General features: G+C 50.3%; 13 protein-coding genes. 12 read left to right on the top strand and 1 reads right to left on the bottom strand.

Features of this window, described 5'->3' with window-relative positions; translation table 11 throughout:
* The 12 genes from CVV44_11695 (at position 1) to CVV44_11640 (ending at position 11,742) form a co-directional block, all read left to right on the top strand.
* The gene (locus tag CVV44_11695) at positions 1 to 786 is read left to right on the top strand and encodes a hypothetical protein (protein PKL38538.1); all 786 of its coding nucleotides are present in this window, start codon (positions 1 to 3) and stop codon (positions 784 to 786) included.
* A 16-nt stretch (positions 787 to 802) separates the two neighbouring features.
* Complete coding sequence (locus tag CVV44_11690) at positions 803 to 1,576, top strand: hypothetical protein (GenBank protein ID PKL38537.1); 774 nt, start codon at positions 803 to 805, stop codon at positions 1,574 to 1,576.
* A 56-nt stretch (positions 1,577 to 1,632) separates the two neighbouring features.
* Complete coding sequence (locus CVV44_11685) at positions 1,633 to 2,295, top strand: hypothetical protein (GenBank protein ID PKL38536.1); 663 nt, start codon at positions 1,633 to 1,635, stop codon at positions 2,293 to 2,295.
* Between the two features lie 78 nt (positions 2,296 to 2,373).
* Complete coding sequence (locus CVV44_11680) at positions 2,374 to 3,132, top strand: hypothetical protein (GenBank protein ID PKL38535.1); 759 nt, start codon at positions 2,374 to 2,376, stop codon at positions 3,130 to 3,132.
* A 115-nt stretch (positions 3,133 to 3,247) separates the two neighbouring features.
* Positions 3,248 to 4,198: an aspartate carbamoyltransferase gene (locus tag CVV44_11675; protein PKL38534.1), complete on the top strand. Its 951-nt coding sequence runs from the start codon at positions 3,248 to 3,250 to the stop codon at positions 4,196 to 4,198.
* On the top strand, positions 4,195 to 5,475 hold the full coding sequence (locus CVV44_11670; protein ID PKL38533.1) for a dihydroorotase: 1,281 nt from the start codon (positions 4,195 to 4,197) through the stop codon (positions 5,473 to 5,475). The genes CVV44_11675 and CVV44_11670 overlap by 4 nt, the downstream gene beginning before the upstream one ends.
* A 452-nt stretch (positions 5,476 to 5,927) precedes the next feature.
* Positions 5,928 to 7,298 (top strand): NADH:ubiquinone reductase (Na(+)-transporting) subunit A, encoded by a 1,371-nt coding sequence (locus tag CVV44_11665; GenBank protein PKL38615.1) that lies wholly within the window; start codon positions 5,928 to 5,930, stop codon positions 7,296 to 7,298.
* 2 nt (positions 7,299 to 7,300) lie between these two features.
* The gene (locus CVV44_11660) at positions 7,301 to 8,470 is read left to right on the top strand and encodes an NADH:ubiquinone reductase (Na(+)-transporting) subunit B (GenBank protein ID PKL38532.1); all 1,170 of its coding nucleotides are present in this window, start codon (positions 7,301 to 7,303) and stop codon (positions 8,468 to 8,470) included.
* On the top strand, positions 8,457 to 9,230 hold the full coding sequence (nqrC, locus tag CVV44_11655) for an NADH:ubiquinone reductase (Na(+)-transporting) subunit C (GenBank protein ID PKL38531.1): 774 nt from the start codon (positions 8,457 to 8,459) through the stop codon (positions 9,228 to 9,230). Before CVV44_11660 ends, nqrC begins: the two co-directional genes overlap by 14 nt.
* Positions 9,230 to 9,871, top strand: coding sequence for an NADH:ubiquinone reductase (Na(+)-transporting) subunit D (locus tag CVV44_11650; protein ID PKL38614.1), 642 nt, complete (start codon positions 9,230 to 9,232; stop codon positions 9,869 to 9,871). The genes nqrC and CVV44_11650 overlap by 1 nt, the downstream gene beginning before the upstream one ends.
* 11 nt (positions 9,872 to 9,882) lie before the next feature.
* The gene (gene nqrE, locus CVV44_11645; protein ID PKL38530.1) at positions 9,883 to 10,494 is read left to right on the top strand and encodes an NADH:ubiquinone reductase (Na(+)-transporting) subunit E; all 612 of its coding nucleotides are present in this window, start codon (positions 9,883 to 9,885) and stop codon (positions 10,492 to 10,494) included.
* 15 nt (positions 10,495 to 10,509) lie between these two features.
* Positions 10,510 to 11,742 (top strand): NADH:ubiquinone reductase (Na(+)-transporting) subunit F, encoded by a 1,233-nt coding sequence (locus tag CVV44_11640; protein ID PKL38613.1) that lies wholly within the window; start codon positions 10,510 to 10,512, stop codon positions 11,740 to 11,742.
* Here the strand turns inward: CVV44_11640 and CVV44_11635 are convergent.
* Complete coding sequence (locus tag CVV44_11635) at positions 11,739 to 12,275, bottom strand: HXXEE domain-containing protein (GenBank protein PKL38529.1); 537 nt, start codon at positions 12,273 to 12,275, stop codon at positions 11,739 to 11,741. The genes CVV44_11640 and CVV44_11635 overlap by 4 nt on opposite strands.
* Between the last annotated feature and the right edge of the window lie 47 nt (positions 12,276 to 12,322).

Here is a 12,322-nt window from a genome sequence, read left to right as displayed (position 1 = left end):
ATGCTGAAATTTAAGAATGAAATGTCCCGTTTGAAGAAGAAACTCCTGCTGTATTTTCTTCTCATCGCCATCGTTTCCATTTCAGTGAGCGCCGAGATTGTACTTGAAATGAGCTCTCCCGTCATGAAGATGGAGATAACCAATAATTTGATGAAAAGTATCGAGAGGAAAGTGCCGTCGGCCGATCTGCAGAGGATACGAAGTGCCTTTTCCGAGGATGCCGTGTTTAAACCCATACATAATTTCCGCGACAGGATGATATTGCTCCTCCTTGTTGTGAGCGGGTGCATCGTCGCCGCATTTTTCATGTTTGCCAAGGATATTGTTTCGCCCATGGACGGCATGGTGGAGGCCACAAAGCGGCTCGCCGAAGGGGACCTGACAGTGCGCGTTCCCGTGAAATCCGATGACGAAATCGGGCAGATAGGCACTCTGATAAATGAGATGAATGAAAAGCTCCTGGATATGATCAACCAGGTGAAACGGGATATCCGCCGCCATAAGGAAAAGGTCGGGGCGGCCATGCATCTTCTCAGCGACCTTATCCCCGAGGAGAAAAGCGATGAGATCATCGAAATGAAAAAGATGCGCGTTTCGGAATTCAGGGGGATGCTGAAGAATGCCCAGGATATCGTGGTACTCCTGGAAATGATGACATATGATCTTTCATCGCTGGAGACCTTCGTCAATATGTACAAGACTTATAAAATTAAATCGGAAATTTCCCAGGATGAAATCCGTGAGGCCATTGAGAATTATGAAAAAACCGCGAAGTCCGGGCAGTGAATAAAAGAGGAACAACATGAGTTTTGAATACTGGTATATGTTTCCCGTCTCCATTGTGATTGCCATACTCGCCAATTCATCGGGTTTTTCCGGAGGCGTTCTCTTTCAGCCCATCTACAACCTGGTGCTGAAAATCCCTATTCAGAATTCAGTAGCCACGGGTATAGCCACGGAAACGATCGGCATGACGAGCGGTGCGCTGCGTTATCTCTGGTACAGGATGGTGGAACTTCCCATCGGTTTTACCATGATCATGCTCACCATTCCCGGCGTGGTACTGGGGAATCATATATTGCTTATTGTTCAGGCGGACCTGATAAAGCTCGTCCTGGGATTCGTTATTCTGGGCCTGGCCTCCATGCAGCTTTATAATGCCCTGCGGCGGTATTTCGGGCAGAAACAGAATATCCCCATCGAAGACATATACGGGTTCATGTGGATACCTCCCATAGGAGGGCTTTTTTCAGCCACAACGGGAAGCGGCATCTGCGAGCTGGCGCAGCCCGTGCTTGAAAGGGGTCTCAATATCAAGACAAAACGGGCCAATGCCACGGCAATCCTGGTGGAGGCGACAGCCGACTGGGTAATAACAATTCTGAATCTTCACGCCGGGCTGATTCTGTGGGATCTCTGGATTTTTACCGGGACCGGGACCCTGATCGGCGCCCAGATAGGGGTCTATGTGTCCCGTTTTCTGCCCGACAGGCTGATTAAAGTGATCTTTGCCCTGGCTCTTTCTGTCATTGCTGTTTTCTATATATATACGGGTATAAAATGGCTGTTGGGTTGAATACTGCAGGGAACCATTGTGCTCCCTGGAATGCCGGGCCGGAAGGATAAAGGAAGATGCTGAAAAAGATTAAAATGATTCTTGCCGGGATGAACAGGCCGAAAAAAACAAGCCTTCGGAAAAGGATGATTTTCTATTTCCTGCTGATTGCCATCGCCAATGTCTTTGTGGCGGGAGAATTTCTCTGGGAAATTAAAAGCGATCGATACAGGGACAAAGTCACGAAGGAAGTGATGCTGATCAAAGAGGGGAAACGTCCCGTTGAGCACATATACACGGCCCTGGACAGCCTGGCGAGCAAGTTTATCGTCATGATTCTCATACTGATACTGGTTTCCGCCGTCGTGCTTTTCATGTTTGTATGGCAGATAGCCTCGCCGATGCAGTATATGATCGATCAGGCCGGAAAGATGGCCGAAGGGGATCTGAGTATACGGATAGATATAAAAACAGAAGATGAGATAGCGATACTGGGGAATCTCATCAATGACCTGTCCATAAACCTCCAGGAGGTTGTGGCTCAGCTCGAGCGCGTTGTTTTTGATCTGCAGGACAACCTGGAAACTTTCCAGGGGGCCCTGGCGGAGCGGCCCATCAGGTTGTCGACGATAAAAATGAATATTGACAAGCTCACACGTGATGTTAAACAGCTCGAATTGCTGAAAGACACCTTTGTGCTCTATACCATAGAGAGTCTTCGTAACAATATCGATGAGTAATACGGTCTTGCTGTTAGAGGAAAAACACGGACCGGTAAAGGAACAGGAAATAATTTGAATGCCATATTAGATAACTGGATGCTCATACCGCTGGGTATGACCATAGCTACGGTGGCCTCTCTCATAGGCATCGGAGGAGGGCTCCTCTGGGCCCCGTACTTTATACTTGTCAGGGGTTTTGATCCAGCCAAGGCCATCATGTTTTCTTTTCTCATCCAGGTCGTTGGGATGGGTTCAGCCACTTTCTGGAACATCCGCCATAGGACGGTCTACTGGCGTCTTCTTGCAGGCATGGGTTTGCCCATTGCAGCCGGAGTCCTCCTGGGAGCATTTTTCAATCAACGCGTTGCCAATCCCGGCATCGTGAAGGGAATGCTGGGTATCACCACGATCGCCGTTTCCATATTTTTCGTTTTTCAGACTGAAAAGTACGACGCCAGTCTTGAAGAGGATCGCAGCATAAAGGCCCCGTGGTGGTTCAGAATTCAGGGCCTTTTTTTCGGCATACTCTCGGGGTTTCTCTCCATCGGCATCAGTGATTTCCTTATACCTGTCATGAGAAGCAAACTGAAGATCCCCATGAATTATGCCGTGGGCACGGCCCTTTTTTTGAATTTTTCCATTGCGTTCATGGGCTCCGTGTTTCATTTGACCTTTACGGAACATGCATTTACCGCAGAAATGATCACCATACTGATTCTTTGCTGGGTCGGTGCTATCATTGGAGGGCAGTTTGGGCGAATACTCTCATCCGTCATCGACGACAGCAGGCTGAAGGAAATATTCATCTTTGCCCTGCTCATAATAGGTATACATCTCATCTATAATACCCTGTAAGCCCTTTATAAACCCTGATAACCGTTGTCGCAGGAAAAAATATGGCATTTAAGTATAATGCAGAGAAATTTTAGTTTGACAATTTTACCATCTTTCAATAAAAATTAATTTTGATATGAACTCGCTAAAACGAAAAGACCTTCTGGACATTCAGTCGCTCACCACGGAAGAAATTAATTTAATCTGTAAAAATGCAAAATTTTTCAAGGAAGTGTTCACCCGTTCCGTGAAGAGTGTGCCCGTACTGCGCGGGAAAACGGTATGTACCCTCTTTTATGAACCGTCCACCCGGACCAGGCTCAGTTTCGATCTTGCGGCGAAACGGCTCTCGGCCGATCTTATCAACGTGACGGTCTCCACGTCCAGTGTTGTCAAGGGGGAATCCCTTATAGATACTGTCCATACACTGGAAGCCATGAAGGCGGATTACATTGTTATGAGACACGGAGCGGCCCTTGCGCCGCATTTTTTATCTCAAAATATTGAGGCTTCGGTCATCAATGCCGGTGACGGTTTCCATGCCCATCCGACGCAGGCCCTTCTTGATGCCTATTCCATCCTGGAGAAGAGGGGCACCCTGGAAGGACTGCGTATCGGTATCGTGGGAGATATACAGCATTCAAGGGTGGCCCGCTCCGATATCGAGGTTTTTAAACGGCTCGGCGCGGACGTGATCCTCTGCGGTCCCCCGACCCTGGTGCCCGACGACTTCAAAGTTTACGGCGTGGACATATCCTACAATCTTGACGAGATACTGCCCGAACTGGACGTTATAAATATGCTGCGCATACAGCGTGAACGACAACAGAGCGCCTTTTTCCCCTCCATCAGGGAATATCACCGGCAGTTCGCCCTCAATGCAAAGCGCCTGGAGCGCTGCAAACAGGATATAATCATCATGCATCCAGGGCCCATGAATCGCGGTGTGGAGATGAGCAATGACGTGGCGGAAAGCCCGAACCTGATCATGAACGAACAGGTAACCAATGGTGTGGCCGTGCGTATGGCTATTTTCTATCTCCTGGCAGGCGGAGCACCCCTGGAAGAGATGAGCGAGGCAAAATGAAAATTGTCATCAAAAACGGAAGAGTTATAGATCCCGCGTCACGAACCGATGCGAAGCTCGATATTCTCATATCCGATGATATGATTGCCGAAATAGCCCCGCAGATCGATGTGAGCGATGATGCCGGTGTCATTGATGCAAAGGGATGTCTCGTGCTGCCGGGACTTATCGATATTCATGTCCACTTCAGGGAACCGGGACGCGAAGATGTGGAAACCATCATCGGGGGATCGCACGTCGCGGCTAAAGGCGGATTTACCTCCGTCTGTACCATGCCCAACACCAATCCTGTCATAGACAACCAGGCCCTGGTCCGGTTTATCAAGTTCGAGGCGGAGAAGGGCCCCATCAATGTGTTCCCCGTGGCCACCATCACCAGGGGTTCCGGGGGGGAAGAGCTTTCTGAAATGGGCGAGCTCATCAGCGCCGGTGCCGTGGCCTTCAGTGATGACGGCCGTCCCGTGGTGCGTTCCATCGTCATGCGCAGGGCGCTGGAATATTCGCGCATGTTCAATGTGCCTCTCCTGGCCCATTCCGAGGACCTGGAACTGGCAGATAAAGGTACCATGAATGAAGGTGTCAATTCCACGCTCCTGGGCCTCAAGGGGATTCCCCGGGAATCGGAAGAAATCATGGTGGCACGGGACCTGCTGCTCACGCGACTGGCCAAGGGCCGGCTCCATGTGTGCCATATCTCTTCGGGGGGAACCGTGGCCATAATTGAATGGGCGAAGAAGTCGGGAATCAATGTTACCTGCGAAACGGCTCCCCATTACTTTTCCCTTACCGACAGTGTCGTGGCGCGTCATATGGCCATGGCCAAGATGAATCCCCCTCTCAGGGGCGAGGAGGACCGGAAGGCCATAATCAAGGGGCTCAAGGAGGGCATTATCGATGTCATAGCCACGGATCATGCGCCTCACTCGGAGAACGAAAAGATGCAGGAAATGGAATATGCGCCCTTTGGCATCGTGGGCCTTGAAACGGCTGTTCCCCTCATCATCACCGTTCTGGTGAAGGAAAACGGTTTTTCATATATAGAAGCCTTTGAAAAAGTGACAATCAACCCGTCACGCATACTGAATCTGCAGCGCGGCGAACTGAAGAAAGGCATGGCTGCCGATATTACAATCATCAATCCCGACAAGAAGGTTCTCGTGGATGAAGATTTTCTCCTCTCACACTGTAAAAATACCCCCTTTCTCGGTATGGAGATGTATGGTTCTGTAGAATATACAATCTGCAACGGCAATATAGTCTATTCAAACGAATCCTGAATACCCCTTTGTTCTCCTCATTAATAAGCGTGTATGAAATGAGTTAAATGGCGCTTTTAAATCCGCGCGAATTGCGATGAAAAATTTTATTTGATTAATCTCTGCACATGCGCTATACTTTTTTAAATTAATAAACTGGAGGGGGGAATATTATATTTGACTTTTAAATTATTTAGAATATAGTTAATTAATAAAATATCTTTCCAGGCAATATCGAAATGACATGGATCACCTTTATACTGGTTTTCATTATTTTGCTTTTTTTCATGCTTTCGCTGGTGTTGAAAAAGCTTATTAAAGGCAATGATCTCAATGCGCCATCGTGTGGAATGGAACGGGAAGGCCCGACAGGCCAGGTTTGTTCCTCATGTGGACGGATTGATCAGGGTCGATGTACACTTAAAGAAAAATGACGGGATACAGCTGAATGAAATTGCATATACCATGTGACCATAATGGCTGAGATAAAGTTAAAAAAAGGATATTATCTGCGCCTTGAGGGCGAGACCTTCAAGGCCTTTGAGAATGCCCCGTTCCCTGAGAAAGTGGCGTGCAAACCCACGGATTTTACCGGTCTGAAGCCACGTCTTCTTGTAGAAACGGGTGACAGGGTTAAAGTGGGTACGGCTCTCTATAAGGACAAGAATAATGACGATATTCTCTTTACATCTCCGGCCAGCGGCAGGGTCGTGGATATTGTCCGGGGCGAACGGCGCGTTATACAGGAAATCGTCATCGAGACCGACGGGAAACAGCAGCGGGAAAATATTAAAATTCCCCGGAAAAGCATTTCCTCCATGAACCGCGGGGATATAATCCCCGTTCTCCTCAGGTCGGGCCTTTTCCCTCTCATCATTCAGCGGCCCTTCGGAAAGATAGCCGATCCGCGTGTCACTCCCCGGGATATATTCATTTCCGCCATGAATACGGCTCCCATATCACCGGACTGGAATCTCATTGTTCACGGCAACGAGGAATGTTTTCAGAAGGGCGTTGATATACTGTCGCGCCTCACGGACGGAAAAGTACATCTCGCCGTTGACGCCCGTCACGGGAACCTGTCAAGAGCTTTTACCGCAGCCGAGGGCGTTGAACTGCATCATATATCCGGTCCCCATCCCGCCGGCAATGTGGGCGTCCACATCCATCATATAGCACCCATCAGGGGCAGGCATGATATCGTATGGACCTGCTCAGTGCAGGCCGTCATGTGTATCGGGCGGCTGTTCATGGAGGGAAAGCTGTCGCCGGAAACGATCGTGACCGTGGCAGGCTCCCCGGCCCAGAACAGGAAGTATTTCCGCACCATCCGCGGTGCCCAGCTGAGCAGTTTTGTGGAGTATTTTTATGATGAAGATGTTCGGTTTATCTCCGGCGATGTCTTTACGGGGAAGAAGGTTTCCTATGACGGATTCATTTCATTTTATGATAACATGATAACCGTAATCCCCGAACCGGCGCATTATGAACTTCTCGGGTGGACTACCCTGGGAGCCCAGAAGATGAGCTTTTCACGGACCTTCCTGTCCTACTATCTCAGCAGGCTGCTGCCCCGGGTGAGATTTGAACAGAAGGCGTCGCTCAACGGCAGCAAGCGGGCCTTCATCGTCACGGGAATATATGAAAAGGTTCTTCCCATGGATATTTATCCCGTATTTCTCCTGAAAAGCATACTTGCCGAAGATATCGAGGAAATGGAGGGGCTGGGTATTTACGAGGTGATAGAGGAGGATTTTGCCCTCTGCGAGTACGTTGATCCTTCGAAAAATGATTTCCAGGAACTGCTGCGCCGCGGCCTTGACCTGATTGAGCGCGAGGGTTAGTAATGATAGACAGGTTAATGAAAAAAATCGAGCCGCATTTCACCAGGGGAGGAAAGCTGGAACTGTTCTATCCCATTTTTGAAATGGTGGTGACCATAACCTTCGTCGGTCCCAAACGAACGGAGAAAGGGGCTCATATCCGCGACTATTATGACATCAAGCGCCTCATGATTTCCGTGATATACGCGGGACTCCCTGCCATGGCCTTCGGCATGTTTAACGCCGGGTACCAGCATTTCGCCTCCATGGGCCGTTATCCGGGATTTTTTGAATGCATGACCAGGGGGGCTTTCCTGGTGGTTCCTCTCTTCATAGTCGTCTATGCCGTGGGCGGATTCTGGGAGATTCTCTTTGCTGTTGTGCGTAAGCATGAAATAAACGAGGGATTCCTGGTAACGGGATTTCTTCTGCCGCTCATCGTTCCGCCCGCCATACCCTGGTGGCAGCTTGCTATTGCCGTTTCCTTCGGTGTGGTTGTTGGGAAGGAACTTTTCGGCGGCACGGGCATGAATGTATTCAACCCGGCCCTGGTAGCCAGGGCTTTTCTCTTTTTCGCCTATCCGGCATCAATTTCCGGTGACGGTGTCTGGACCGCCTTCGGACAGAACATGGTGGATACCTATACGGCGGCAACACCCCTGGCCGTAGCTGCGGTGCAGGGACCGCTTCCCATTGTTGATGTCCTGGCGCAGAAAGGGTACACCTTCTGGACCATGTTCCTCGGGCTCATTCCCGGAAGCGTGGGGGAGACGTCCACCATGGCCATTCTCATGGGCGCCGCTTTTCTCCTGCTGAACGGCGTTGCCAGCTGGCGCACCATGATATCGGTTTTCGCCGGAGGTACCGTTATGGCTCTGGTCTTTAACGCCGTTGCACCATCACCCGGCAGTGTTATGGCCCTGCCGCCCCATTATCATCTTGTCATGGGCGGCTTTGCTTTCGGCGCCGTGTTCATGGCCACGGACCCTGTCAGTTCGGCTGCGACGGATATTGGGAAAATATTTTACGGATTTTTTATCGGAGTGCTGGCCATTCTCGTCAGGGTGCTCAACCCGGCCTATCCCGAGGGCATGATGCTGGCCATACTGTTCATGAACGCCTTCGCGCCGCTTATCGACAATATCGTCGTGTGGTTCAATGTGAGAAGGAGGCGTCGACGTGCGACAGAGTAATGCCTACACCTTCGGTTTTATCACCGTTATCGCCGTGGCTGCCGCCCTCATTCTGTCCGTGGCGTCACAGTCTCTCAGAGACCGTCAGATGCTCAACATGGAAGCGGACATGAAGCGGAACATCGTTGCTGCCGTGGGGCTCATGCCGCAGGGAATGGAGGATTGCCGCCGGGGACCGCTTTCGGAAAAGCTCTGCTGCGATATAACTGCATGCTATCGGGACCATATCGTGAGTTTGGTTATAAACTCCCGGGGCGAGATCGTGAAAGGGGAACAAATTCCGGAACGCATCAGTATCGAGGCGGAAATGGACAAGCCCGAGGAGCAGCGCCTGTTTCCGATATTTTTGAGAAGAAAGGAAGCTAACAGCAATGAATATATTTCGTACTGCATCCCCATTGTGGGGAAAGGCCTGTGGTCAACCTTATACGGTTACCTTGCCCTGCAAAGCGATCTCAATACCATCACGGGAATAACCTTTTACAAGCACGGTGAGACACCCGGTCTTGGTGCGGAAATAGAAAAGGAATGGTTTCAGAAAAGTTTTATCGGGAAAAAGATACTCGATGAAAAGGGTGAACTGGTATCGGTCAGTGTCGTAAAGGGGAAGGTGAACGAGTCAATGCCAGGAGCGGTTCATAAAGTGGACGGTATAAGCGGGGCCACCCTGACAGGGAACGGCGTAACGAAGCTGATCAGAAAAAATCTTCTTATCTATGAACCATATTTTAAAACAATCCGAAGGAGAATGGTCCCATGATATCCATGGAAAAGGAACCTCTTTTTTCAGGAAAAAACAGGAAGGTCCTGATTCAGCCTTTGAACGAAAATAATCCCATCACCGTGCAGGTGCTGGGAATATGCTCTTCCCTGGCCGTGACCTCGCAGCTCAAGCCGTCTCTTGTCATGGGCCTGGCCGTTATCACTGTCGTGGCTCTTTCCAATATGGTTGTTTCCATGATCCGAAACTTCATTCCCGGGAAGGTCCGTATCATCGTAGAGATGACAGTCGTTGCGGTCATGGTTATCCTGGTGGACCAGATACTCAAGGCCTATGCCTACGAGGTGTCCAAGCAGTTGTCCATATTCGTGGGTCTTATCATTACCAACTGCATTGTCATGGGAAGGCTCGAGGCCTTTGCCATGGGCAACCGGGTATGGCCATCCATCCTCGACGGTTTGGGAAACGGCCTGGGATACGCCTTTGTCATCGCTGTTGTGGGATTTTTCCGGGAACTTCTGGGATCGGGGAATATCCTGGGATTTAAGGTCATTCCCCAGTTCGCTTATAATGCCGGTTATGTGAACAACGGCCTCATGGTCCTGGCGCCGGGGGCTTTCATAATACTGGGATTTTTCATATGGATACAGCGATCAATAACGGGACACCGTGAGGAGTGACAGGAACGGACATGGAACTCATTAACCTCGCCATAAACTCGATTTTCGTCAATAACATCCTGTTGGCCTATTTCCTGGGCATGTGTTCCTTCCTGGCCCTCTCGAAAAAAATATCGACCTCCGTGGGTCTGGGGGTGGCAGTTATTTTTGTTCTAACCATTACAGCGCCGGCGAACTGGCTTCTTAATGAATACATTCTGCGGAAAGGAGCCCTGGTGTGGATCAATCCCATCCTGAAGGATGTGGACCTGAGCTTCATGACCTATATCTTTTTTATTGCCGTTATCGCCGCCATAGTTCAGGTGCTGGAAATGATCATTGAGAAATTCTCCCCGGCCCTGTACAGTTCCCTGGGTATATTTCTTCCCCTCATCACCGTTAACTGCGCCATTCTGGGTGTAGCCCTTTTCATGGTGGAGAGGAAATACAGTCTTGCCGAAACAACGGTATTCGGGGCGGCATCAGGGATGGGATGGTTTCTTGCCATTGTTCTCATGGCGGCAATACGGAAGAAAATCAGGTATTCCAATGTACCCCATGCCCTGCGGGGATTGGGAATCACCATGATCATCACGGGCCTCATGGCCATGGCATTCATGATCTTTTCGGGGATACAACTGTAGAGGTCATCCATGATAATGATACTGACAACGCTGGGCATATCGGTTGCCGTGATACTCTTCCTCACTTTTGTGATAGTGGGGGCCGAGTATACCCTGGTGAACAGGGAAGCGGTAAAGATCATTGTCAATAATGACGAGGCCAAGGCACTCACCGTTGAATCGGGCAAGACCCTGCTGAACACCCTTTCGGGGCAGGGAATCCTGCTCCCCTCGGCCTGCGGCGGCGGCGGAACCTGCGGTGTGTGCAAGTGCCGCGTCGAGGAAGGTGGGGGTGACCTCCTTCCCACGGAGACCACGCATATAAACAGGAAAATGGCCAAGGAGGGATACCGGCTCGCCTGCCAGGTGAAGGTGAAGGAAAACATGCGTATCCGCATACCCGAGGAGGTCTTTTCCATCCAGAAATGGGAATGCCGGGTCGTCTCCAACAGGAACGTTGCCACCTATATCAAGGAGTTCGTGGTGCAGCTTCCCGAGGGTGAGCGGCTGGAATTCCAATCAGGGGGATATATACAGATTGAGGCCCCGGCCTGTTCCGTGGATTTTTCGAAGGACATAGCAGTAGAGGATGAATATCGCGATGAATGGGAGGATATGGACCTTTTTTCGTTAAAGACGAGGATCGGCGAGCCCATATCGCGGGCCTATTCCATGGCAAACCATCCGGCCGAGGGGAATATTATAAAACTGAACGTGCGTATCGCAACCCCCCCCTGGGACCGGGAAAAAAGGCGGTTCAGGAACGTCTCTCCCGGCCTGATGTCGTCCTTTATCTTCAGCAGAAAGCCCGGCGACGCCGTGACCATATCGGGCCCCTACGGGGAGTTTTTCATGCAGGATACGGACCGGGAAATGATGTATATAGGCGGCGGCGCCGGCATGGCGCCCATGCGCTCCCACATATTCCACCTGTTCCATACGCTGAAGACGAAGAGAAAGGTGAGCTTCTGGTACGGAGCCCGATCTGAGCGGGAGATTTTTTATGACGACGAATTTGAAGCAATTGAAAAAAAATTCAGGAATTTTTCGTTCAACGTCGCTCTCTCCGAAGTTTCGCCGGAATCGCAGTGGAAGGGCTACACGGGATTTATCCACCAGGTCATATATGAGAAGTACCTGAACAACCACCCGACTCCCGAAGACATTGAATACTATCTCTGCGGCCCGCCCGTCATGATCGATGCCGTGGTGGCCATGCTTTCAAGCCTGGGAGTGGAACCGGAAATGATCCGCTACGATAAGTTTTAGTCCCTTATTCCTCCAGCCCGTTTCCATTTTTCAAAACGTGCCATGACCCTGTGCATGATCAGCAGGTTCGCTGTCATTAATGCAAGGATGGCGGGAGTGATTGTAATGATGAACACCAGGTCCGGGGAGGAGAAGACATTCAGGCGGTGCAGGGCATAAACGGCGTAAAAGCCGCTCAGGATTCCCGTGGCCACGGCCGGAACATATCGGCGTATGGCCAGCGACTGGATACAGTGGATAATTACATGCAGCAGGTATGCAAGAAGGAGCGCCGCAAAGAGCGAGTGAAAGGCATACTCAACGGAAATAAATGTCAGCACTGAGAGTATGATGAATTCTTCGGCCACGGCCAGGGCGAAACCAGCCGATGACATGGCTTCAAAATGAGGCCGAAGTCTGCCCAGGGGGCGGGGATATTTCCCGGCCATTTCATCAATGTTCTGTTTCAGCCATCCCGGCAGGAAAATAATCTCCTCGAATTCATGGAGCATAAAAAAAACGGGGAAAAGCCACATTATCGTTTCAGTTTTCATCTTCTATCCCCCTGGTTGTCGTGCTTATATCCGGTCGTTACAGAAAT

The organism is Spirochaetae bacterium HGW-Spirochaetae-1 (genome assembly GCA_002839375.1).
Taxonomy (GTDB): domain Bacteria; phylum Spirochaetota; class UBA4802; order UBA4802; family UBA5550; genus PGXY01.
This window is presented reverse-complemented; position numbering and strand designations above follow the sequence as displayed.